The sequence below is a fragment of the Pseudomonas antarctica genome, from assembly GCF_900624995.1.
GTDB lineage: Bacteria > Pseudomonadota > Gammaproteobacteria > Pseudomonadales > Pseudomonadaceae > Aquipseudomonas > Aquipseudomonas antarctica.
Window position 1 is genome coordinate 17,878 of record NZ_UYXQ01000003.1, and the last position, 23,987, is coordinate 41,864.

At 58.3% G+C, this 23,987-nt stretch carries 22 protein-coding genes and 1 pseudogene; 11 read left to right on the plus strand and 12 right to left on the minus strand.

The window, feature by feature from the left end; genetic code table 11:
* The 8 genes from E0F99_RS02990 to E0F99_RS03025 form a co-directional block, all read right to left on the minus strand.
* On the minus strand, nt 1-1,539 hold the full coding sequence (locus tag E0F99_RS02990) for a phage tail protein (RefSeq protein ID WP_083359885.1): 1,539 nt from the start codon (nt 1,537-1,539) through the stop codon (nt 1-3).
* Entirely contained in the window at nt 1,540-2,169 is a 630-nt protein-coding gene (locus E0F99_RS02995; protein WP_083359886.1) for a phage tail protein I, read from the minus strand. It lies immediately after the preceding gene.
* A complete protein-coding gene (locus E0F99_RS03000; RefSeq protein WP_083359887.1) occupies nt 2,166-3,161 on the minus strand; it encodes a baseplate J/gp47 family protein in 996 nt (331 codons plus the stop codon). Before E0F99_RS03000 ends, E0F99_RS02995 begins: the two co-directional genes overlap by 4 nt.
* Complete coding sequence (locus E0F99_RS03005) at nt 3,158-3,490, minus strand: phage baseplate protein (protein ID WP_083359888.1); 333 nt, start codon at nt 3,488-3,490, stop codon at nt 3,158-3,160. The genes E0F99_RS03000 and E0F99_RS03005 overlap by 4 nt, the downstream gene beginning before the upstream one ends.
* Nucleotides 3,491-3,502: 12 nt before the next feature.
* Entirely contained in the window at nt 3,503-4,111 is a 609-nt protein-coding gene (locus E0F99_RS03010) for a phage baseplate assembly protein V (RefSeq protein WP_083359889.1), read from the minus strand.
* Between the two features lie 3 nt (nt 4,112-4,114).
* Nucleotides 4,115-4,630 carry a hypothetical protein gene (locus tag E0F99_RS03015; protein WP_083359890.1) on the minus strand — a complete coding sequence of 172 codons (516 nt, stop codon included), beginning with the start codon at nt 4,628-4,630 and terminating at the stop codon, nt 4,115-4,117.
* A 23-nt stretch (nt 4,631-4,653) separates the two neighbouring features.
* Nucleotides 4,654-4,992 carry a phage holin family protein gene (locus E0F99_RS03020; protein ID WP_083359891.1) on the minus strand — a complete coding sequence of 113 codons (339 nt, stop codon included), beginning with the start codon at nt 4,990-4,992 and terminating at the stop codon, nt 4,654-4,656.
* A 597-nt stretch (nt 4,993-5,589) separates the two neighbouring features.
* Nucleotides 5,590-6,324: a LexA family transcriptional regulator gene (locus tag E0F99_RS03025; protein WP_073637233.1), complete on the minus strand. Its 735-nt coding sequence runs from the start codon at nt 6,322-6,324 to the stop codon at nt 5,590-5,592.
* A gap of 307 nt (nt 6,325-6,631) precedes the next feature.
* Between E0F99_RS03025 and E0F99_RS03030 the strand changes: the two genes are divergently transcribed.
* The 5 genes and pseudogenes from E0F99_RS03030 (at nt 6,632) to fdxA (ending at nt 12,381) form a co-directional block, all read left to right on the plus strand.
* Nucleotides 6,632-7,375 carry an abortive infection family protein gene (locus E0F99_RS03030; RefSeq protein WP_083359892.1) on the plus strand — a complete coding sequence of 248 codons (744 nt, stop codon included), beginning with the start codon at nt 6,632-6,634 and terminating at the stop codon, nt 7,373-7,375.
* A 235-nt stretch (nt 7,376-7,610) separates the two neighbouring features.
* The gene (locus E0F99_RS03035; RefSeq protein ID WP_083359893.1) at nt 7,611-7,955 is read left to right on the plus strand and encodes a hypothetical protein; all 345 of its coding nucleotides are present in this window, start codon (nt 7,611-7,613) and stop codon (nt 7,953-7,955) included.
* A gap of 714 nt (nt 7,956-8,669) precedes the next feature.
* Nucleotides 8,670-8,950 (plus strand): annotated as a pseudogene (locus E0F99_RS03040) (DUF3077 domain-containing protein).
* Between the two features lie 373 nt (nt 8,951-9,323).
* A complete protein-coding gene (mutS, locus tag E0F99_RS03045) occupies nt 9,324-11,915 on the plus strand; it encodes a DNA mismatch repair protein MutS (RefSeq protein ID WP_083359894.1) in 2,592 nt (863 codons plus the stop codon).
* A 142-nt stretch (nt 11,916-12,057) separates the two neighbouring features.
* A complete protein-coding gene (fdxA, locus tag E0F99_RS03050) occupies nt 12,058-12,381 on the plus strand; it encodes a ferredoxin FdxA (RefSeq protein ID WP_083359895.1) in 324 nt (107 codons plus the stop codon).
* A 497-nt stretch (nt 12,382-12,878) separates the two neighbouring features.
* Here the strand turns inward: fdxA and apbC are convergent, their stop codons facing one another.
* Nucleotides 12,879-13,973 (minus strand): iron-sulfur cluster carrier protein ApbC, encoded by a 1,095-nt coding sequence (gene apbC / locus E0F99_RS03055; RefSeq protein WP_130908700.1) that lies wholly within the window; start codon nt 13,971-13,973, stop codon nt 12,879-12,881.
* A gap of 171 nt (nt 13,974-14,144) precedes the next feature.
* On the opposite strand from apbC, the gene metG reads away from it, so the two are divergent.
* The 4 genes from metG (at nt 14,145) to E0F99_RS03075 (ending at nt 18,490) form a co-directional block, all read left to right on the plus strand.
* Entirely contained in the window at nt 14,145-16,196 is a 2,052-nt protein-coding gene (metG, locus tag E0F99_RS03060) for a methionine--tRNA ligase (protein ID WP_083359897.1), read from the plus strand.
* A gap of 101 nt (nt 16,197-16,297) precedes the next feature.
* Nucleotides 16,298-17,461, plus strand: a complete 1,164-nt coding sequence (rsxB, locus tag E0F99_RS03065) for an electron transport complex subunit RsxB (protein ID WP_083359898.1) — start codon at nt 16,298-16,300, stop codon at nt 17,459-17,461.
* Between the two features lie 103 nt (nt 17,462-17,564).
* Nucleotides 17,565-18,203: an endonuclease III gene (nth, locus tag E0F99_RS03070; protein WP_083359899.1), complete on the plus strand. Its 639-nt coding sequence runs from the start codon at nt 17,565-17,567 to the stop codon at nt 18,201-18,203.
* Nucleotides 18,204-18,310: 107 nt separating this feature from the next.
* Entirely contained in the window at nt 18,311-18,490 is a 180-nt protein-coding gene (locus E0F99_RS03075; RefSeq protein WP_083359900.1) for a PA3496 family putative envelope integrity protein, read from the plus strand.
* 84 nt (nt 18,491-18,574) lie between these two features.
* Here the strand turns inward: E0F99_RS03075 and E0F99_RS03080 are convergent, their stop codons facing one another.
* From E0F99_RS03080 to E0F99_RS03090, 3 genes are all read right to left on the minus strand, one after another.
* Nucleotides 18,575-19,207 (minus strand): response regulator transcription factor, encoded by a 633-nt coding sequence (locus E0F99_RS03080; RefSeq protein ID WP_053254650.1) that lies wholly within the window; start codon nt 19,205-19,207, stop codon nt 18,575-18,577.
* A gap of 625 nt (nt 19,208-19,832) precedes the next feature.
* Nucleotides 19,833-21,050 (minus strand): argininosuccinate synthase, encoded by a 1,218-nt coding sequence (locus tag E0F99_RS03085; protein WP_017738284.1) that lies wholly within the window; start codon nt 21,048-21,050, stop codon nt 19,833-19,835.
* A gap of 142 nt (nt 21,051-21,192) precedes the next feature.
* A complete protein-coding gene (locus E0F99_RS03090) occupies nt 21,193-22,101 on the minus strand; it encodes a flagellar protein MotY (RefSeq protein ID WP_083359901.1) in 909 nt (302 codons plus the stop codon).
* 156 nt (nt 22,102-22,257) lie between these two features.
* Between E0F99_RS03090 and pyrC the strand changes: the two genes are divergently transcribed.
* Together pyrC and rnt are read left to right on the plus strand one after the other, a co-directional pair.
* Complete coding sequence (pyrC, locus tag E0F99_RS03095) at nt 22,258-23,304, plus strand: dihydroorotase (RefSeq protein ID WP_083359902.1); 1,047 nt, start codon at nt 22,258-22,260, stop codon at nt 23,302-23,304.
* Complete coding sequence (gene rnt, locus E0F99_RS03100) at nt 23,301-23,972, plus strand: ribonuclease T (protein ID WP_083359903.1); 672 nt, start codon at nt 23,301-23,303, stop codon at nt 23,970-23,972. Before pyrC ends, rnt begins: the two co-directional genes overlap by 4 nt.
* Nucleotides 23,973-23,987: the final 15 nt, after the last annotated feature.

A 23,987-nucleotide genomic window follows, 5' to 3' on the forward strand; every position in this document is an offset into this window, starting at 1 on the left:
TCAGTACCCAACAGCGATGAAAAACCCACCAAGATTTGAAAGCTTCTCGCCCGTCATAGAGTTCATCGCGGTGGCCATAAGTGCGTTAGTCGTCATCGGCAAAACAGAGAACGTCGTTGCCCCTCCGTTTCCTAGAATGGATGCACTTAGACAGGCCGTTGGGAACGTTATTGGCAGCGTTGCGGACCAGTTTCCCGATTGAGTTCCGGACGAAACGGTGCTCCCCCATTGGGTGATCAACCCACTGGGTTCCTTCTTGTAGCCGGAGTAGCCTAGCGAGGCGGCAAACTCGGTAGCTAACTTCAATACCGACGTGCCCGACATGAAATAGTTAGTTCCCTGCAAGACCAAATCCACCGATGAGCCAGGCGGGATAACCAAGCTCGTCTGCGTCCTGGTTGCTATAACCGCTAACGTATCAGCGCCCGATGGCAACAGCTTCGCGTTCGCCGTGCCTACGTTTCGAAAAGAAATAACACCTCCCATCGGCCCGGAACTGGAGGGCGGCAGCGTTACCGTAAATTCCGTACCTGAGTTGAGTAGCAATACTCTTCCGAAAAATTGCGGCGTTAACGTTTCACTGACAGACATCACTGAAACGCTACCGTAGTTACCCAATGCTCTCTGCACAAATTCCGTGCTCGCCAGCGCGTTACTCACGTTGAACCTAGGCGCGGTAGGCGCCATGGGAGTACCCAAAAAACCTGGAGAGTTGAGCGGCGCGAATCCTTGCGTCACATTCTGAAAAGCCAAAGCTGTTGTTCCCAGAACGATGGCCCCATCCGTAACCAGCTGCCAGATCGTATCGGCAAGCGTCGCACCCTGCTCAACCGACACCGTCATCGCTGACGTCACCTTGGCACTGGCGTCCGCATCTTTAGTCCTAACCCATGCCGCATTCGTTACAACATAAAGGCCGTTATCTTTTGCGGCTGTCTGATTTTTAACGAGAATCCGATCACCCGCCACAACAGCCAAGCCATCAATTGTTTGCGCTGCACTCAGAGTGATATTTTCCGTAGTCGCCACACGCACCGACTGTTTCGCATCCAGCTTGGCCAACTCATCAGCCACATAACCGGTCACCCAAGCCCGCGTCGCCTTGACCACCGTGTCATCAATCAACAACGTCACAAGCGACGCATTACTGGTCTCGAAAATCGAGCGAATATAGAACTCTTTCCCCGAACCCGACGTCGCCAACACCGGCTTGAACGACTCCGGGTACTTAACGATTGCATAAAGAACGCCGGTATCAGTCCAAAGCCCGGCCTCGCGCACATACCACCCACCGACCTCAGGTGGAATCGTCACCTCGGCCAGCAACCAGCTCGGATTTTTCTCGTCCTGAAACAGCGCATTCAACGGCCCACGCCACACTTCACGCTTCAGCGCTTTGGCCGTGGCGTCGGGGTTGTAGACGGCGCCATTGCCGTCACCGACTGAAATTTGCGCGAGTTTGATCGGTACGCCAGCAGCTTTGCAGGCAGTTTCATAAGCAATCCCTGCGTTGGTCAGCAGGGTATAAAAGTCGGCCATTTAGGACCCCTGTGGATAAATAGTGACGGTTTCGACGGTGTAGAGCCCCGCAGCCATAAAGACCACGCCAGACGCTTCGAGCCCTTGAATAACAATCGGATAAATGGTGGTCAGCTCACCGCAGACGGTAGCCGCCCCGATGGAGTGGCGGCCAAACGCGCTCAAACCCACCGTGACAGTAAAAATGTCGCGCTCGCTTTTAGCCTCCGCCAGGCGCCGGTCCAGTCGTGCATCGATTTCTTCGCTGTAGGGCAGCTCGGAGAAAGCCCTGATGGCAAAGCTATAAGGTTTGCCTCGCGGGGACTGTTCGTACCAGGCCCGTACTTCGGGGATCAGCTGCAGGCCTTTGGCCGCGTTCTCAAGCGCTTTTCGCGTGCCTGCCTGCCGAGCGGTCGGCCAGGCAAGCTTTACTGTTGCGCGCTTTTCGACCTCTGGAGCAGTAGCGCTCCACTCGTTTACCCCTCGGTCAGCCGCCAGATACGGTAAAAAATCGGCGGGGGTATGCGTCGGGTTCATCAATTCGGGAAACGGCGGCATGACTCGCTCGAGTAACTGACCGAAGCCTTGATCCAGTGCTTTTTCCAAGGGCGAACTGTTGGCGGGTAACAGGCTCGGTTTGCGCTCACTCATAGCGTGCGCACCTCCACTTCAACCCCGCTGCAGAACGGCGCCTGGAAGGCCGTCGCAACGATCGGCGCCAGAGGCTCAAGGATCTGCAGTTGCGCAGCCCCTGCACTGTGAATCGCATAGTCAATCCAACTCGGGTCCACTCGCCCTTCCAGCCGATGACAAGACGCTGCGTAGTCCTGCAGCAGTTTCTGTGCGGCGACTTGAGTGAGCCCCGAATCCGGGCCGGCGTTGATCTTGGCGACCACGCGGATTTTGTACGGCAGGATGTGCGCACCTTGCACGCTGACCAGGTCAGTCTCCGGTCGTACATCCGGCCGTGCGAAATGGCGACGAACGCCGTCAAGCAAATCGGCGGACGGCGTGCCGTCGCCCTCACGAGAAAGCACGGTGACCATCACTTCGCCGGGCGCCGTTCGACGGCCATTGCCATCCTTGACCTGGGCCGCATAGCCGTCCGGATCAAAGGTGTAGCTGACCGTCACCACGCCCGGTGTCGCGCTTTGCACGTTCACCGAAAGCCGCTCGCCGAGGGTGAACACCTCGCGGCGATACTGCATCCGCGAGCCTGCGGCCGGCGCATGTGGCGCCAGGTAATAACGCAGGCGCGCATCGTCATCACTTTCCAACGTCGGCGGCACGGGTGGGAAAGCCGCCGGGTCGCCGGGGTCGAGTACTTGGCGCTCCAGGCCCATGTCGGCCAGGCGTGCATCCAGGTTGCTGCCGGTGGCCCACCACGCCAGCATCTGCTTGATACGCGCATTGTATTTGCGCTCGTGGGTTTGCAGGCGCACGCAAAAGGCTTCCAGGGCCAGGGTCAGTAACTCGCTTTCATTGTCGAGGCTGACCTTGAGTTTGGCTGCGCTTTGCGGCGCACGGGTGGCGACATAATCGACGACAAACGCCTTGAATTCAGCCAGCAACGGTTCGAACTCATCCACCGCGACGATGGCCGGCTCCGCCAGTTGGTTCTGGCCGGGGATCAACATGCTCATGTCACGACCTCGAAGGTTTGTTGGCGGTTTTTCCAGGTGCCGGCAAAACGCAGCAACAGGCCGGCACCTTGGCGGGTGGCGACGATGACCTGGGGTTGGAAGTCGCCGATGCCGTTCTGCGCGTTGTAGAACGCTTGGGCGGCGTGGCTTTGGGCGAGGATCAGCAGGTCGTCGCCGAGGTTCTGGCCCAGCAGTTGCGGGATCATCGAGCCATACAGCGGACGCTTCTGGCGGGTGCCCAAAGGGGTGGTCAACGCTCGGGTGGCGCGCTGCACGAATTGCAGCCAGTCATCGACGGCTGCCCCGGTGTTTCGATCGATTCCGATCATGGGATGTCCTTATCAGGGGCTGATGACGCGTCCTTGGTGGTCCACCACCGGGCCGCTGAAGTGCGCGCCGCCGGCATCCAGCAACAGGCGGGTGCCGCCGATTTGCAGGGTGATGTTCTGGGCGCTCATCGTCAGGCGGGCGGCGCCGACCTTGATGTCGACCTGTTCGCGGGAACCGCTGAAGGTGGTGGGGCCGTTGACCCAGTTGAAGGTGTGGCTGGCGTCGTCGTAGTCGCTTTGGGTGCCGTCTTGATGGCGGCGTCGGGTCAGCGTCGCCACGTTGGAAACCGGCGGGAAGCGATCACTGTTGAGGCCAAACAACGCCACTGATTGCGCACCGCCCTCGCCGCCGCCGTAGTTGAGCAACAGGCATTGCTCACCCACGGTGGGGATGCGGGTTTCGGTTTGGGCACCGGCGCTGGGGTTGAAAAAGCGGATCGCCGGTGTGAGCAAGTCGCCATGGCTGACCTTGCAGGTGTTGCTGGCGGCATCGACTTCCTGGCACACGCCGATTCGACAGAAACTATCGGCGCGTCGGTATAGGTCTTCGAGCTGGGTTTCCATCTCCACTAAACGCTCGATGATCGGTCCCAGTTGCAGGCGTAACAGCGCGTCAAACATGGGCTACTCCGCCAGTGGTTTGTATTGATCGGGGTCGTTGATGTTCGACACTTCCCAAGTGCGGGCAAACAGCGGCTGGCCTGTGGGATCGTTGAGCAGCACCGGCCCGAGATAGAGGGTTTGCGTGAAGGAAACGGTCCAAGTGTCGTAGTCCGTTTGCGCAGTGGCCCGCAGAGAGGGAGCGGCGACGATATTCGTCGGCAAATCGCACTGTGCCTGCGGCAGGTTCCAGCGGTTATCCAGCACCAGGTCCATGAGTTGGCTGGCCAGGTCGCAGGCATCAAACGGCAATGCACCCGGCGCGACCATGGCCTTGAGCGAAATGGCCAAGGCGTGGGCCTTACGGCCTTCGCGGGAGCGAATGCCCGGGCCGTTGCCCTCGACTGTGATCAATACGCCGGTTTTATCCTCGGCGCCCTGAAAGTCCTGATGAGTGCCGACCTTCAGGTCCGGGAACGCGGCGTGCAGTGCGTCGCCAATGGCTTGGGGCAGTTGGGAGGGTTTTTCGATAAGCGTCATTTTGAGTAGCGTCCTTGCAACGGTTACTGCGGGTCCTGGCGGGAGCCTTCGTTGACGCCGATGCGCTTGGCCGCCCACCGCTCATAAAGGCCGATGGCTACATCCGCACCGGCCATGGCGGTCAGGCAACCAATGGCGCCGGCCGTCCAGATCGACATGCCGGCGGCGTAACACAGCATCAGGGCTGACACCCCGCAGACCATGCACGCCCCGGACCTCAAGGCCAGGCGCCGAATCAGCGACCAACCCCGCGCGCCCTCCTTGTCGGCGCGCCACATTTCGCCGGATACACCGCCGATCACGGCCAGTGCGATCACCAGCCAGATAGGCATTTCCGCTAACGCTTGCTGCTCGTTTGTCATGTCACGCCTCCTGGCTGAGCATTACCGGCGCGGTGCCGGCTTTGTTGGGGTAAATCCATTTATCGGTAGGCATTCCAAAAAGCCCGGTTGCCCGGGCTTTTCAGTAATGATGTCCTCGAACCTTCGGCGCTACTGGCGCGGTACGGTTCTTTCCTCAATGTTTTTCCGACCACGATCCCTGTCTGCCGGATAACTGCTTCTGGTGCTTTACGCTGCACACCCGGGTCAGTTGCCAACCCTCTGAACCGTTAAGGCCGGTTCATCGCTGCCTGTTTTTTGAAGCGGTAAAACTAAAGAGCGTCGGCATCCTTGCCGGTGTTGCCTGGCATCCCTGCCATCGCTTCGATGGCGTCCTTGCCGATGTTGCGTGCCTTCCTTGTCTTCCTTGGCAGCATCCTTGCCGCCTCCACCAGGCCTTGTTGGCTGGCTTGAGATGAAGAATATGCATGTATGCATATACAGTTAATGCACAAATGCATTTATTTTTCCCAGCCAAATGCATTAATGCATTTGAAGCCTTGTGGGGTAAGGGTTCGACGGTTTTCTACAGGCGAAAAAAAGCCCGCTCGTTGGCGGGCTTGGTCTTACGTAAGAAGGTTAACGGGCGTACATGCCCCACCAGAACACATGACCGAGGATGCTGATCTGCTCATCCTGGATATCCTGGAAGCTGTAGTCCTCGTCCGGGTGCTCATCGCGATTAAAACTGCGCAGGCGAATCCCGGAAGGCAGGCGGTAGAGCTGTTTCACCCGCAACTGGCCATTGTGGTTAATGGCATACAAGTCGCCATCAACGATGTCGCCAATGCCGCTTTTGCCGGCATTCACGCCCACCGTGGCGCCGTCGCGCAGTACCGGCAACATACTGTTGCCGCGCACCGTCACACACTTGGCCTGGTCGAACTGCACACCGTTATGCCGCAGGCTGCGTTTGCCGAAACGCAAGCTGGCCTTCTCGCTTTCCTCGATGACGAATCTTCCTGATCCAGCAGCCAATTCAACCTCGCGCAGAAAGGGGATCGACACCTCGTCATCATTAACGGGCGTGTCGTCGTCCCACAGGCTTATGTCCTTGAGTTCCGAATGCATCGGGTCGCGCCCGTCATCGCGCAAAGCGCCCACCGCCGCGCGCCCGCGCAAGTGGTCGGTGCTGACGCGGAAGTACTCGGCGATGCGTGAGATGTGCTTGTCCGACGGGTCAACGATCTTGCCGCTGAGGATCCGCGAGAGTGTGGATTGAGGCACGCCGGTACGCCGGTGAAGCTCCGTGGGGGAGATCCGGTCGCGGTCCAGCAGTTCTCTTAAGACGATAGATACGTTGCGTTTTTGCATAACGGGGATAGTGCCGGGTGTTTTGGGGGTTGGCAAATGCTAATTTGCATATTTAGTGCAAATCCAGAAGGCGTTAGCCAACATGTCAGTAAGCAATGGGGGCCTAGGCACTCGTCAATTTCAAAGTCTGAGAGGCTGTTATCGGCCAAATGCAGTCATTCAGCCATATGGTGAGTAGCGGATCTGAGATTGTGCGGAACCTCCGCCCCCGAAGACGCCCGCGCAGAGATGCCGTTACGAGCTAGGTTCACAGGCAATCGTGAGCTGGTATAACTGTTTGGTATACAGGCACGAAGGAAGGGAAGCCATGGCTCTCATTGATGAAGTTGAAGGCTTGCAATCGATTTACATCAATCGTTCAACCGGGAATGGAAACGACGATGATGAGCGGGATTACCCTCTTTACCGGCAGAGCGTTCTTGATGACCCTCGTGTGGCCTCGCTGGTGCCCGCGTGGGTGCGTCGTTACAGGAATTTGGATCAGTTTTGGGGGTTCATCCAGCCGAAATTCCCAAGCTACGCAGAGCGCAGGAAGTTCATCTGGGATGATTTTAGGGCGCTCGTCGACTTCGCTGAATCGGGTGGGGAGCACCCTTCGGATATCGTTGTCTCGGAGGCGCTGGACCGCATTGACGCTGAACACGTTCGGATCGCTTGGACAAAGGCGCTTGAAAGGCGCTCAACTGACCCCGAGGGAGCTATTACCATGGCTCGTACGCTCATAGAATCGGTATGCAAACACATTCTTGACGAAGCCGGAACGAGCGACCATGAGACGACTCCTGATCTGAACAAGCTCTACAAACAAACAGCTACGCTTTTAAATCTGACGAAGGCACAGCATGAAGAGGTCGTGTTCAAGCAAATCCTCGGAGGGTGTACCGCAGTTATAGAAGGGTTAGGCGCGCTTCGGAATCGTCTAAGCGATGCTCACGGAAAAGGAAAAAGCGGGGTGAAGGCTGCTCCACGGCATGCAGAACTGGCAGTGAATCTGGCGGGCTCAACTGCGCTTTTCCTGCTTGCCACATGGGAGGCGAAGAACGGCGATTGAGTGTGGTATCGCTCAATAAGGGGCGGATCAAATTCAGTACAGATGGATGGTCAAATCAACCTAGTACCGACAAATCAAAAACGTCCGCTTCTGGCCGACTCCTGCCTGCCATGAAAGGCTGCGATCAACATGATAGAGGGCCTATCAGCCGTTCCCAACGAGACTTACTAAAGGGCACTCTCATTAGCTATATTGCGGCATCAGAATGAGAGTTTAATAAGGAAAAATTTTGGACATGTCTGAGGTAAAGGCTGAACTGGAGGCGGTGCTTCAGGATTTCGGGGCTCGTCCCTATGGTTTTTTTTCCATCCTGGACGATTCAGACAACCCGAACCTCAATCTGCGCAAGCAGAATACTGACTGGGACTTCATAAAATCCGAGCGCTGGCACAGCATTGATCTGTCCAGCTACATGCTATGGAGCATTTCTGACAACGGAGATCTGCTTTGGTGGAATGGTGAGCAGACAATCGCGATGAATCCGAGGGACGGTACCTACCTGTCCGAGCCCGTCAGTCCGCGGGGGTTCATTCGTCTTGTGGGGCTGAACAAGGTCGGAAGACTGTTCCCGGACTTTTGAATGGTCACATACTGGCCGGTTTCTGCCTGTCGCCAACGTCAGCTATGGGTCGAAAGCAGCCGGTCGCGCCTGACCGCTTTCGACCCAAAGCGGCCCTTCGCACTGCGTGCGGTCTGTGGGTAGAATCCCTTTTTCCAAACCAGTACCAATTGATGCCAATGGTCCAACCGACGACAGTAGCCAACATCATTGGCCCTTGGAAAGGAGAGGCTCCGACAACGTTACTACAGCATTGTCGAGATGCCTGGGACACTCCTTTTAAAGAACTGTCAGATCTCATGGTCGCTACTTTTCTGAACCAGCGAATCGCATTTCCTCAAATGTTGGCCGAGGCCAAGCGGCGATTGGATTCAGAGCCCCGCGATGACACGGAATACTTCGATGACCAGTTAGCTGAGGCAGTTCTAGGTGCTGACAAGTGACCGTTTCTGGCCGAAAGCTGCCTTCACCTTTAAGCCACTGACCAGAGGTCTTACATCTTTAGGTGATCATTTCCGGGGCGTATCCTTCCGCCTGGGTCCGATGGCAACTGGCGGAGCACGGAGGTTTCCCATTTCCCAGTTGCACCCACCCCACCACCACGCTACCCTCCCTCCGTCGCTGCCAATTCAGCGACCGGGCCTGATAACCCGTCTAGATGCAGGCGCCAAAAGCGCCACGCATTCGTTCAAACAACGAACGTGGTAGCTCTCAATTGATATGGGAGTTTTACCGATGACCGCTACAAATCCGTCTGCGTTAACCACCCTCGGCGTCACCCCTTCTCCTTTCACTCCGACCAACCTCTATTCCGCGTCAACTGCGGTGTTTCCCTGCACGAAGCCTTGCATCACGCCTCCGACCTCCTCCACGTTGCCAAGCAGCTCGCAGAAGATGCGGCGATGACCAAGGAGACGGACCGTTACGCCTGGGCGTCGCATTACTTGCAGGAGATGGTCAAGGCGGTGATTGATGATGTGGTGAAGGTGTTGGATTCGCCTGTTAACAATCATTAAGGGCCGACAGTAAAAAAGGGCGGCGCTTATATAAAGGCGCCGCCCTTTTTTGTGTTTTACCTAGCCGTTTACGACCTGCGAAGCCCCGACTTCACGTGTTAACCTTGCGCCCATCGCAAAAATGCTGGGCCAAGCGCCCAATGCCGATCAGTTAAGTGACCCCGATTGGGCACGATGTTGAGCTTTCGAACTTCAGCGATGCAGGGCCTGCGGCCTGCAGGTACAGCGCGGCGATCCCTTCGCAGCCTCGCTAAGGCTCGACCGCTCGCACATTCGGCCTGCGTCGTTTGGAAGTCCGCGCTGCGCAACTGATCGACACTGGACCACGCGCCCCCTTTGCCCCATCACTTTCAACGAATTTGCCTACTATCCAATGAGTAAAAACACCTCCGATCTGTCCTCCCACACGCCGATGATGCAGCAGTACTGGCGTCTGAAAAACCAGCACCCTGATCAGTTGATGTTCTATCGCATGGGCGACTTCTACGAGATCTTCTATGAGGATGCGAAGAAGGCCGCCAAGTTGCTGGACATCACCTTGACCGCGCGCGGGCAGTCGGCGGGGCAGTCGATTCCGATGTGTGGGATTCCTTACCATTCGTTGGAAGGCTACTTGGTCAAGCTGGTGAAGCTGGGCGAGTCGGTGGTGATCTGTGAGCAGATCGGCGACCCAGCGACCAGCAAGGGGCCGGTGGAACGTCAGGTGGTGCGCATTATTACGCCGGGCACGGTGAGTGATGAGGCGTTGCTGGATGAGCGTCGTGACAACTTGATCGCGGCGGTGTTGGGCGATGAGCGTTTGTTCGGCCTGTCGGTGCTGGACATCACCAGCGGCAATTTCAGCGTGCTGGAGATCAAGGGCTGGGAGAACTTGCTGGCGGAGCTGGAGCGTATCAACCCGGTGGAGTTGCTGATCCCGGATGATTGGCCTAAGGACTTGCCAGCGGAGAAGCGTCGTGGGACCAAGCGTCGTGCGCCGTGGGACTTTGAGCGTGATTCGGCGTTGAAGAGTCTGTGCCAGCAATTCTCGGTGCAAGACCTTAAAGGTTTCGGTTGCGAAAACCTGACCCTGGCCATCGGCGCCGCCGGTTGTTTGCTCGGCTATGCCAAGGAAACCCAGCGCACCGCCCTGCCGCATTTGCGCAGCCTGCGCCATGAGCGCCTGGACGATACCGTGGTGCTCGATGGCGCCAGCCGTCGCAACCTGGAGTTGGACACCAACCTGGCCGGTGGCCGCGATAACACGCTGCAATCGGTGGTCGACCGTTGCCAGACCGCCATGGGCAGCCGCTTGCTGACCCGTTGGTTGAACCGCCCACTGCGCGACCTGACTGTGCTGCAAGCGCGCCAGACGTCTATTACCTGCCTGCTGGATGGCTATCGCTTTGAAATGCTGCAGCCGCAGCTGAAAGAAATCGGTGATATCGAGCGCATCCTGGCGCGGATCGGCCTGCGTAATGCGCGGCCGCGTGACTTGGCACGCCTGCGCGATGCCTTGAGCGCGCTGCCGCAGTTGCAAGCAGCGATGACCCACCTCGACACGCCGCACCTGCAACAGTTGGCCGTGACCGCCGGCACTTACCCGGACCTCGCGGCGCTGTTGGAAAAAGCCATTATCGACAACCCGCCGGCGATCATCCGTGACGGCGGCGTGCTGAAAACCGGTTACGACACCGAGCTGGATGAGCTGCAATCGCTGAGCGAAAACGCCGGGCAGTTCCTGATTGACCTGGAAGCCCGCGAAAAAGCTCGCACGGGCCTGGCCAACTTGAAAGTCGGTTACAACCGCGTGCACGGCTACTTTATTGAGTTGCCGAGCAAGCAGGCCGAGTCGGCGCCGATCGACTATCAGCGGCGTCAAACCCTTAAAGGTGCCGAGCGTTTCATCACGCCGGAGCTCAAAGAGTTTGAAGACAAGGCACTGTCGGCCAAGAGCCGCGCTCTGGCGCGGGAAAAGATGCTGTATGAAGCCTTGCTCGAAGACTTGATCAGCCGTTTGGCGCCACTGCAAGACACCGCCGCCGCCCTGGCGGAACTGGATGTGTTGAGCAACCTCGCCGAGCGCGCGCTGAACCTCGACCTGAACTGCCCGCGTTTTGTCAGCGAGCCGTGCATGCGCATCGTGCAGGGGCGCCACCCGGTGGTGGAGCAGGTGTTGACTACGCCGTTCGTTGCCAACGACCTGTCGCTGGATGACGATACCCGCATGCTGGTGATCACCGGTCCGAACATGGGCGGTAAATCCACCTACATGCGCCAGACCGCGCTGATCGTGTTGCTGGCGCATATCGGCAGCTTTGTACCGGCGGCCAGTTGCGAGCTGTCGCTGGTGGACCGCATTTTCACCCGGATCGGTTCCAGCGATGACCTGGCCGGTGGCCGTTCGACCTTTATGGTGGAAATGAGCGAAACCGCCAACATCCTGCACAACGCCACCGAACGCAGCTTGGTGCTGATGGATGAAGTGGGGCGCGGCACCAGCACCTTTGATGGTCTGTCCCTGGCATGGGCGGCGGCCGAGCGCCTGGCGCATCTGCGCGCTTATACGCTGTTTGCCACGCACTATTTCGAGCTGACCGTATTGCCGGAAAGCGAGCCGCTGGTGGCTAACGTGCACCTCAATGCCACCGAGCACAACGAGCGCATCGTGTTCCTGCACCACGTGCTGCCGGGGCCGGCCAGCCAGAGTTACGGCCTGGCCGTGGCGCAACTGGCCGGTGTGCCGAGCGAGGTGATCACGCGTGCCCGCGAGCACCTGAGCCGCCTGGAAGAAACCGCCCTGCCCCACGAGATACCCGTGGCCAGCCCGGCCAAAGTCAGCAACAAACCCAGCGCGCCGCACCAGAGTGATATGTTCGCCAGCTTGCCGCATCCGGTGCTGGATGAGTTGGCTAAGCTTGACGTGGACGGCTTGACGCCGCGCAAAGCGCTCGAAATGTTATATGCACTGCAGACTCGGATATAACGCAGACGCTTGCAAGCTGGTAGACTCTCGCGCGGTTTGGGATGCTGCAGGCTTTTAGCCTGGCCTGCAGACTATCGCTCCCGAACCTCGCGAACCCCACCACAAGGGGTTTCGCTGCCGCCGCCTGAGGAGAGAATTAGAAATGACCTTCGTCGTTACCGACAACTGCATCAAGTGCAAGTACACCGACTGCGTCGAAGTGTGTCCGGTGGACTGCTTCTACGAAGGCCCGAACTTCCTGGTTATCCACCCGGATGAGTGCATCGACTGCGCCCTGTGTGAACCAGAGTGCCCGGCCGTCGCTATTTTCTCCGAGGACGAAGTCCCGGCAGAGATGCAGGAATTTATTCAGTTGAACGTTGATTTGGCGGAAATCTGGCCGAATATCACTGAGCGTAAAGAGCCAATGCCTGATGCAGCGGAGTGGGATGGCAAGAAAGGTAAGATTGCAGACCTCGAGCGCTAAACGCGCCGCCGCCCGATAAAAAGGCCCCTTGCGGGCCTTTTTGCGTTTCTGCGCGGAGGGTTTCACTTTTCTACAGGCAAAAAAAAGGGGCGGTATGACCCGCCCACATTTTTTCCCTAGTCCCTGTATTCCTTTTCATCGTCCTGATGAATCGCATCCTGCGACGTTCCTTCAACCATCGTTCCTTGATGGCTGTGTCAATCCGTGGACACAGGGCTGATGTTAGAGAGTTCCAAGGGAAGTTCAACGGGATCCAACCCGTGGACTGACAGACTTCAGCACTCAAATTGGAATAAATAATTGTTATATTTCAACGAGATAAAAAAATCTTTCACAAAATCAGGACGTACACGCCCGGTAAAAAAACCAAACACTTACCCAAAAGTAAGCGAATGCTTACACACGCCATTGCGTAAATGCGTATTTGGGAACCGTTGACGAATCCTCAGGCATGAAAAAGCCCCGACACAGTCGAGGCTTTTTCTCCTTCAAACCGATCAGTCGTCGCTCACCGTAATCGTCGGCATTGCCGGCGCAGCCGCTTCTTGCAGGACGATCCGCGCGCCCACATGACGGGCCAGCTCTTGGTAGATCATAGCGATCTGCCCGTCGGGCTCGGCCGCCACAGTGGGCTTGCCGCCGTCAGCCTGTTCACGAATTTCCATCGCCAGCGGCAACGAGGCCAGTAGTTCGACGCCGTATTGGGTTGCCAGCTTCTCGCCCCCGCCCTCGCCAAACAGGTGCTCGGCATGCCCGCAGTTGGAGCAGATGTGTACCGCCATGTTCTCCACGACGCCCAGCACCGGGATGTTGACCTTGCGGAACATCTCCACGCCTTTTCTGGCGTCGAGCAGCGCCAGGTCCTGAGGCGTGGTCACGATCACCGAACCGGCCACCGGGACTTTCTGCGCCAGGGTCAGCTGGATGTCGCCGGTGCCTGGCGGCATGTCGATCACTAAGTAATCCAGGTCGCCCCAGGCGGTCTGGGTGACCAGTTGCAGCAAGGCGCCTGAAACCATTGGCCCGCGCCAGACCATCGGCGTGTTGTCGTCGGTGAGAAAAGCCATGGACATGACCTCAACGCCCATCGACTCAATCGGCACGAACCACTTCTGGTCCTTGACCTTGGGTCGGGTGCCTTCGGCAATGCCGAACATCACGCCTTGGCTGGGGCCGTAGATGTCGGCGTCGAGAATGCCCACGCGGGCACCTTCTCGGGCCAGGGCCAGCGCCAGGTTGGCGGCCGTGGTGGATTTACCCACGCCGCCCTTGCCGGACGCCACGGCGACCACGTTCTTGCCGTTGGCCAGGCCCGGGATCTGCGCCTGGGCCTTGTGCGCGGCGATCACGCACTGGATGTCGACCTTGGCCGAACGCACGCCGTCCAAGCCTTCGATGGCCATTTGCAGCATTTGCGCCCAACCGCTCTTGAACAGACCGGCGGCATAACCCAGTTGCAACTGGACTGACACCTGGTCGCCCTGGACCTCGATGGCGCGTACACAGCCGGCGCTGACCGGGTCCTGGTTCAAATAGGGGTCGGTGTATTGGCGAAGAACGGCTTCCACCGCTGCGCGATTGACGGCGCTCATGGGCTACTCCCGAAAAAGACTGACTGAAACAGGCGGCTATCCTAACCGTTCCAGACGCCCAACGGCATGCTTTCCAGACTTGGGAATATTCAGAAACCGCGCCACGGGGTGAAATATATTTCCCGGCGCTTTATAGTGGCCGACCTCCGTTTCATCAAGTAGCCGAGCCCCATGTCCGAGCCACGCAAGATCCTCGTCACCAGCGCCCTGCCCTATGCCAATGGTTCTATCCATCTTGGCCATATGCTTGAGTACATCCAGACCGATATGTGGGTGCGCTTCCAGAAGCATCGCGGCAATCAATGCATTTATGTCTGCGCGGACGACGCCCACGGTTCGGCCATCATGTTGCGCGCCGAAAAGGAAGGCATCACCCCGGAACAACTGATCGCCAATGTGCAGGCTGAACACAGCGCCGACTTTGCCGAGTTCCTGGTGGATTTTGACAATTTCCACTCGACCCACTCCGACGAAAACCGCGAGCTGTCGAGCCAGATCTACCTGCGCTTGAAAGACGCCGGGCACATTGCCCAGCGTTCGATCACGCAGTATTTCGACCCGGAAAAGAAAATGTTCCTGGCCGACCGCTTCATCAAGGGCACCTGCCCGAAATGCGGCACCGAAGACCAGTACGGTGACAACTGCGAAAAATGCGGTGCTACTTATGCACCGACAGACTTGAAGGATCCGAAGTCGGCGATCTCCGGCGCCACGCCGGTGCTCAAGGATTCCCAGCACTTCTTCTTCAAGCTCCCGGATTTCCAGCAGATGCTGCAAACCTGGACGCGCAGCGGCACCCTGCAGGACGCCGTGGCCAACAAGATCGCCGAATGGCTGGATGCCGGCCTGCAGCAGTGGGACATCTCCCGCGACGCGCCATACTTCGGCTTCGAGATCCCGGGCGAGCCGGGCAAGTACTTCTATGTGTGGCTGGACGCGCCGATCGGCTACATGGCCAGCTTCAAGAACCTGTGCGATCGCACGCCTGAGCTGGACTTCGATGCCTTCTGGGCCAAGGATTCCACCGCCGAGCTGTACCACTTCATCGGCAAGGATATCGTCAACTTCCACGCCCTGTTCTGGCCAGCGATGCTTGAAGGTTCGGGCTACCGCAAGCCAACCGGCATCGCGGTGCACGGCTACCTGACGGTCAATGGCCAGAAGATGTCCAAGTCCCGAGGCACCTTTATCAAGGCGCGCACCTACCTGGACCACCTGTCGCCGGAATACCTGCGCTACTACTACGCCTCCAAACTGGGCCGTGGCGTCGATGACCTCGACCTGAACCTGGAAGACTTCGTGCAGAAGGTCAACTCGGACCTGGTCGGCAAGGTCGTCAACATCGCCAGCCGTTGCGCCGGGTTTATCCACAAGTGCAATGCTGGCCTGCTGGTGGCCGAGAACGCCGCGCCGGAACTGACCGACGCCTTCCTGGCCGCCGCGCCAAGTATTGCCGACGCCTATGAGGCCCGCGACTTCGCCCGCGCCATGCGCGAGATCATGGGCCTGGCCGACCGTGCCAACGCCTGGATCGCCGACAAGGCGCCATGGTCGCTGAACAAGCAGGAAGGCAAGCAGGCTGAAGTCCAGGCGATCTGCGCCACAGGCATCAACCTGTTCCGCCAACTGGTGATCTTCCTCAAGCCAGTGCTGCCATTGCTGGCCGCGGATGCCGAGGCATTCCTCAATGTGGCGCCGCTGACCTGGAACGATCACGCCACCTTGCTCAGCAACCATCAGTTGAACGAGTTCAAGCCGCTGATGACCCGTATCGACCCGGTTAAAGTCCAGGCCATGACCGACGCTTCGAAAGAAGACCTAGTCGCCAGCCAGACCGACACCGGCTCGGCTGCGCCAGCCGGCAACGGTGAGCTGGCCAAAGATCCGATCTCGCCGGAAATCGACTTTGATGCCTTCGCTGCTGTGGACCTGCGTGTCGCGCTGATCGTCAAGGCTGAAGCTGTGGAAGGAGCCGACAAGCTGCTGCGCCTGACCCTGGACATCGGTGATGAGCAACGCAATGTGTTCTCCGGGATCAAGAGCGCTTATCCGGACCCTTCCAAGCTCGATGGTCGGCTGACCATGATGATCGCCAACCTCAAGCCACGGAAAATGAAGTTTGGTATTTCCGAAGGCATGGTGATGGCGGCTGGCCCTGGTGGTGAAGAGATCTACCTGCTGAGCCCTGATAGCGGCGCCAAGCCGGGTCAACGGATCAAGTAAAACTATGGGGTGAGCACGCTTGTTGTGAGCGGGGCTTGTTGTGGCGAGCGGGCTCACCCCAACAGGCCCCGTTGTTTAACCGGCATGCCAATGATTACCCCATGAATCTGATTCAACGTATCGACGCGCTGCTGCCGCAGACCCAATGCGGTAAATGCGGGCACCCAGGCTGCAAGCCTTACGCCGAAGGCATCGCGCTGGGTGAGGCGATCAACAAGTGCCCGCCCGGCGGCCAGGAAACCATCGCCGGCCTTGCGCAATTGCTGCGTGTGCCGGTGCTGGAACTGGACACCAGCCGAGGCGAAGCCCCCGCCCAAGTCGCCTATATCCGCGAGGCTGAGTGCATCGGCTGCACCAAGTGCATCCAGGCCTGCCCGGTGGATGCGATTGTGGGCGCCGCCAAGTTGATGCACACCGTGATCATCGATGAATGCACCGGTTGCGACCTGTGTGTCGCGCCCTGCCCTGTGGACTGCATTGAAATGCGCCCTGCCGCCACTGTGCTGCCGATGGTTGGTGGCCTGGCGACCGACGATCACCAGCGCCACGAACGTGGCCTCAAGCGCGACCGGGCACGGCGGCGCTATGAACAACGTAATGCACGCCTGCAACGCGAAGAGGCACATAAGCTCGCTGAGCGCCTGGCACGGGCCAAACGCTCAGCGCCAATTGCACCTGTACCGGTCGACAGTGTTCAGGCGGCCCAGGATGCAGCGATCAAGAAAGCCAAAATCACCGTTGCCATGAGCCGCGCCCAGCTGCACAAGTCGTTAAAGGCGTTTGGTCACCCGCCAACCTTTGAGCAACAGTCGCAGCTTATCGTGCTGCAGCGACAGTTCGAAGCGGCGGAGCAGGCGCTCGTCGCTCTGGAGGTGAACAGCCCGCCGCCGTCAACGACGACTAAAGACCCTGAGCTCAAGCGCGCAAAAATCCAGCTGGCCATGCGCCGCGCCGCGTTGAAAAAGGCTCAGGACCACAATGCTGACGAACAGCAGCTTGCGACCTTGAATGCCGCACTGACCGCCGCCGAGCAAACCCTGCACGATGCCGAAGCCGCCAGCGAGCAGCCCAGGCCCGACTTGCAGCGTGTAGAGAAACGCCCCATCGACGCCCAATTGCGCCAGCTAAAAACCGCCCTGGCTTATGCCCGCGCCGATGTCAGCAAGTTGCAACGCCAACCAGGTGTCAGCGCGAATGAACTGAACGCCGCGCAACACAAGCTCGATGAAGCGCAGCGCAACGTGGACGCCCATACCGGCGTTTGATCCACAACAGGTGCTGCCGGCCGTGATGGCGATGGTTTATCCTGCAAGGCCTGCACCCGCTTTTGAAAATCACGCTGACCGCCTGCAAGGAAATGCCTGCCCCATGAACGCCGCAAAACGCCTGGAAATTTTCCGCAGGCTTCACGAAGACAATCCTGAACCCAAAACCGAGCTGGCCTACTCCTCGCCGTTCGAGTTACTGATTGCGGTGATCCTGTCGGCCCAATCCACGGACGTTGGCGTCAACAAGGCCACGGCCAAACTCTACCCGGTGGCCAATACGCCAGAGGCCATCTATGCCTTGGGCGTGGAGGGTTTGTCGGAATACATCAAGACCATCGGCCTGTACAACAGCAAGGCCAAAAATGTGATCGAGACTTGCCGTCTGCTTGTTGAATTGCATGGCAGTGAAGTGCCACAAACTCGTGAGGCCCTGGAAGCCCTTCCCGGGGTGGGCCGTAAAACCGCTAATGTGGTGCTCAACACTGCTTTCCGACAACTGACCATGGCGGTGGACACCCATATTTTTCGCGTCAGTAACCGCACCGGCATCGCCCGCGGCAAGAACGTCGTGGAAGTGGAAAAGCAGTTGATGAAGTTTGTGCCCAAGCCGTATTTGCTCGACTCCCATCACTGGCTGATCCTTCACGGGCGCTACGTTTGTCAGGCGCGCAAACCGCGTTGCGGCAGTTGCCGCATCGAAGACCTGTGCGAATACAAGGACAAGACATCCGACGATTGAGGGGTGATGGGTTTTCTCGATCAGTCGATTGAAAAAATCTTTTTTACCCTTTGGTGGTTTATCGTTATAAGGAGCGCCAACGGCAGTCTTAGCCTGGAGTTAACCTTATGAGCACTGGCAAAGAACAACTGGATGTAGAAGACGACCTCGTCGAAGCGGATGACGACGGGGAAGCCCCCGTTGCAGAGGTGGCCAAGACCAATTTGAGCAAACGTCGCACTATCGATAACTTGCTGGAAGAGCGACGCTTGCAAAAACAGCTGGCCGATTACGACTTCGATCTCTGATCGAGCCGCCTTCGACCGGAAGCCTCCCTGACGGAGGCTTTTTTTTGCCGGTTGTATGAGGTCGTGTGGAACGCCCGCCTCCTGTTATACGAGGCCGTTGCGTTGGGCCAACTCAATCAGGTCTACGAGCGAACGCGCATTGAGCTTGAGCAGCAGGCGCGTCTTGTAGGTACTGACGGTCTTGTTGCTGAGGAACATGCCGTCAGCGATCTCCTTGTTGGTTTTGCCCCGCGCCAGTTGCTGCAACACCATCATCTCTCGACCCGACAAGCGCTCGACCATATCCGCCTCACTGGCGTTACCCATAGTGGAGCGTACGGAGTTGAGGGCCTGGTTAGGGAAGTAGCTGTAGCCGGAGAGCACCGCCTTGATAGCGCTCAACAACTCCGTCAGGTCCTGCTGCTTGCACACATAGCCAGCTGCGCCCGCCTGCATGCAACGCATGGAGAAATGGCCGGGCGCCTGGGAGGTCAGCACCAATACCTTGACGGGTGCGGGCTGCTTGGTAGAAGCCAGACGACAGATAACCTCCAGGCCATCGAGTTTGGGAATTCCGATATCCAATATGACAATGTCCGGCACATGCTCGCGTGCAAGTTGCAACGCATCGACGCCGTTATCAGTCTCGGCAACGACTTCATAACCATGACGCTCCATCAGCATGCGCACAGCAAGACGAATGACGGGATGATCATCCACGATCAGCACTTTATTCATGAGAAAGTCCAATTTCGCTGTTCGAATTATTTAGAGCAAGCACAATAGCCTAGTCGTTTCCTAGTTGGCATAGCGCTCCCCCCCAAGCAACAGCAAGCAGAGACCCAACCCACAACGATAAAGGAATTAACCTACAAAAAAACACTAACTCGGATGCATTCGGTTGTATGCAGCCTTTCAGAACTTTCCGGGGGCATACATATTTTGAGTGAAATATCCGCCGCATAAGCGGCTCAAGGTAAACGTGCCGCACAGGACTTTCAGGAAATGCCCATTGCGCGCAGCCGCCAGGCGAGTGAAAAGGTGAGAAAATTCCGACTCTTTTAGTTCCATTCAACATATTTTCTAACATCCTTAATTCCTACAGAGTTTTCTTCGTCTTACATACCATTCCCACTCATGTAGTGAATTTTCTGTAAGACATAGTTCCTAGGCAGGTGTTAAAAAATCGTTCATACCTGTAAAACAACATGCATACAGCCGAGCAACTTTTATACCCGATAAACAATAAACATCCACCAAACACCGTTAAACATTTGGCTGGACTCCAAGCTAGCCTATTGAATACATAGGCAAAAAAAATGGCCCCTTAAACAGGGGCCACCTTTCACAGCCAAGGCATCACTCAGAACAGCTTGCGACCCTTGTTGGCAGCAATGCGCATACGCAGCGCATTCAACTTGATGAAGCCTGCTGCGTCCGCCTGATTGTAGGCGCCACCATCTTCTTCGAAGGTGGCGATGTTGGCGTCGAACAGCGACTCATCGGACTTGCGACCGGTAACGATCACGTTACCCTTGTACAGTTTCAGGCGCACAACGCCGTTCACGTGGGCCTGGGAGGCATCGATCATCTGTTGCAGCATCAGACGCTCAGGGCTCCACCAGTAGCCGGTGTAGATCAGGCTGGCGTACTTGGGCATCAGCTCGTCTTTGAGGTGAGCCACTTCACGGTCCAGGGTGATGGACTCGATGGCGCGGTGAGCGCGCAGCATGATGGTGCCGCCCGGGGTTTCGTAGCAGCCACGGGACTTCATGCCCACGTAACGGTTCTCAACGATGTCGAGACGGCCGATACCGTGTTCACCACCGATACGGTTCAGGGTCGCCAGCACGGTGGCCGGGGTCATTTCGACGCCGTCCAGCGCGACGATGTCGCCGTTGCGGTAGGTCAGTTCCAGGTATTGTGGTTTGTCGGGCGCGTTCTCCGGGGAGACGGTCCATTTCCACATATCTTCTTCGTGCTCGGTCCAGGTGTCTTCCAGCACGCCGCCTTCATAGGAGATGTGCAGCAAGTTGGCGTCCATCGAGTAAGGGGACTTCTTCTTGCCGTGACGCTCAATCGGGATGGCGTGCTTTTCAGCATAATCCATCAGCTTTTCACGGGACAGCAGGTCCCATTCGCGCCAAGGGGCAATCACTTTCACGCCGGGCTTGAGTGCGTAGGCACCCAGCTCGAAACGCACCTGATCGTTACCCTTGCCGGTAGCACCATGAGAAATGGCGTCGGCACCGGTTTCGTTGGCGATTTCGATCAAGCGTTTGGCGATCAGCGGACGTGCGATGGAGGTACCCAGCAGGTACTCGCCTTCGTAGACGGTGTTGGCGCGAAACATCGGGAAGACGAAATCGCGGACGAATTCTTCGCGCAGGTCGTCAATGTAGATCTCTTTCACGCCCATGGCTTGCGCCTTGGCACGTGCAGGTTCGACCTCTTCGCCCTGACCCAGGTCAGCGGTGAAGGTCACCACTTCACAGTTATAAGTATCCTGCAGCCACTTGAGGATCACCGAAGTGTCCAGGCCGCCGGAATACGCGAGAACGACCTTGTTTACGTCGGCCATGCCATCACTCCACGGGGTTGTACGGAAAGCCGTCGATTCTACCGACCAAAACCGTGAATTTACAGAGGCGCGACAGCAAATGAAGATAAAGCGACAGATTATGTCGAGCGGGCGACCGATGGCCGCACCTTATGGCTGCACTTTATGAAGTGTGCGCGGGATTGCTCGGGCCTGTGGCCTGCGGCGCCGGTTTCTCGGGGGCTGCCACGCGTTCAAGCTGAATATTCACACGACGGTTGCGCGCGCGGTTGGCGGCATTGGTGTTGGGCGCCAGTGGGTAACTTTCACCATGGAACCGCATCGTGATCTGCGATTCCTGGATGCCGTTGGCCTTAAAGTAGTCCATGACCGCCAGCGCCCGGCGGCGCGACAGGTCTCGGTTGGTCAAGCGGTTGCCGCTGTTATCGGAATGGCCATTCAACTCGACATGGTTGACCGTGGGGTCGGCTTTCATGAACGCGAGGATCACATCCAGCTTCTTCTTGGCGGCCGCGTCCAGCTCAATGCCACCGCCGGGGAAGCCTACTTCGGTCTGTTTGACCTGATCGTAGTTCATCGGCAACAGCTTGGTCGTGCACACTTGATAGTCGTTGTAAGCCTTGTTGAATTTTATCGGCAACAGCCGGATTTCCGAGTAGCCACCGTCACGCCCGTAATGCCGCACGGTCGGGCTGCGCCCTTCCAGCAAACCCGTGAACAGCCGCCCAGCCTGGGCCTGGGAGCTGTTGAAGAGTACATCGCCACTGCCGGCACGCACGGCGCCGAGGTTGATATCACCCCGGCCCGGTTGCCAGGGCGCAGCGGCAGCCAATAAGGTTGCCGAGCCCGCGCCCAGCGAACCGTTGTAGGCTTTCAGGCGAAAGGTCGCCTGCTCGCCCGCCCGGCGCACGAACTCGCCCGAGCCGAAATCGGTGATCGGTTGAGTCAGGCGGCACTCGAACTGGTCGCCATCCACCTTCCACTCAATGTTCTCCAGGCGTGTCTGGAACGTGAGGGCCATCGCAGGCAGGCTGGCGAACACACTGAGCAGGGCTAGATAATGCTGGCGCACGGGAGGCTCCACTGGTTTCGACAACACTTCAAAGCGTCATACGTCGTTAAGGCATACCCCGTGATATCGGTAGCGTCCTGTAAAACTTGATAGCGAGTGCCTGCAAGAGTCTTTTCCGGTAGCATTCCCACCAGATTGACCCGCCTGGAATCCCCAATGTCCGACCGCCTGACCCTGCTGCGTCCCGACGACTGGCATATTCATCTTCGCGATGGTGCTGCGTTGCCTCAAACTGTGGCCGATGTAGCGCGCACGTTTGGCCGCGCCATCATCATGCCTAACCTGGTACCTCCGGTGCGCAATGCCGCTGAAGCCGACGCCTATCGCCAGCGGATCCTCGCTGCACGGCCGGCCGGCAGCCGCTTCGAACCGCTGATGGTGCTCTACCTGACCGACCGCACCCAGCCTGAAGAAATTCGTCAGGCCAAAGCGACCGGCTTTGTTCACGCCGCCAAGCTGTACCCGGCGGGCGCGACCACCAACTCCGATTCCGGCGTGACCAGCATCGACAAGATCCTGCCGGCGATCGAAGCGATGGCTGAAGTCGGTATGCCGCTGCTGATCCACGGTGAAGTCACCCGTGGCGATGTCGATGTGTTTGATCGTGAGAAGATCTTCATCGACGAGCATATGCGCCGTGTGGTCGAGCTGTTCCCGACGCTCAAGGTGGTGTTCGAACACATCACCACGGCCGATGCCGTGCAGTTCGTCACCGAGGCTTCGGCCAACGTGGGTGCGACCATCACTGCGCATCACTTGCTCTACAACCGCAACCACATGCTGGTGGGCGGGATTCGGCCGCACTTCTATTGCTTGCCGATCCTCAAGCGCAACACCCACCAGGTGGCCTTGCTGGACGCTGCCACCAGCGGCAACCCGAAGTTCTTCCTCGGCACTGACTCCGCGCCCCACGCCCAGCACGCAAAAGAAGCCGCGTGTGGCTGTGCCGGTTGCTACACGGCTTATGCAGCGATCGAGCTGTACGCCGAAGCATTCGAGGCGCGCAACGCCCTGGACAAGCTCGAAGCGTTCGCCAGCCTCAACGGCCCGCGTTTCTATGGCCTGCCGGCGAATACCGACCGCATTACCCTGGTCCGTGAAGACTGGACCGCCCCTGCCAGCCTGCCGTTTGGCGAGCTGACTGTTATCCCGCTGCGCGCCGGTGAAACACTGCGCTGGCGCCTGCTGGAGGTAAGCAAGTGAGTGAAGACCATTACGATGACGAACACGAGCACAGTGGTGGTGGCTCCCGTCACCCGATGGCCGAGCGGTTTCGCGGCTATCTGCCGGTTGTCATCGACGTAGAAACCGGCGGTTTCAACTGCGCCACCGACGCCTTGCTGGAAATCGCAGCGACGACCATCGGCATGGATGAGCAGGGTTTTGTGTTCCCGGAACACACTCACTTCTTCCGCGTCGAGCCATTCGAAGGCGCGAATATCGAAGCCGCAGCCCTGGAGTTCACCGGGATCAAGCTCGATCACCCACTGCGCATGGCGGTGAGTGAAGAGGCGGCGCTGACCGATATCTTCCGTGGCGTGCGCAAGGCGTTGAAGGCCAACGGCTGCAAACGCGCGATCCTGGTCGGCCACAACAGCAGCTTCGATTTGGGCTTCCTGAATGCCGCCGTGGCGCGGCTGGACATGAAGCGCAACCCGTTTCATCCGTTCTCCAGCTTCGACACCGCCACCCTCGCTGGCCTGGCTTATGGCCAGACCGTACTGGCGAAAGCCTGCCAGGCGGCCGGTATCGACTTCGACGGTCGTGAGGCCCACTCGGCTCGCTACGACACCGAAAAGACTGCCGATTTGTTCTGCGGCATCGTCAACCGTTGGAAGCAGATGGGTGGCTGGGAAGATTTCAACGACTGAGGTGTCGGTGAGCTT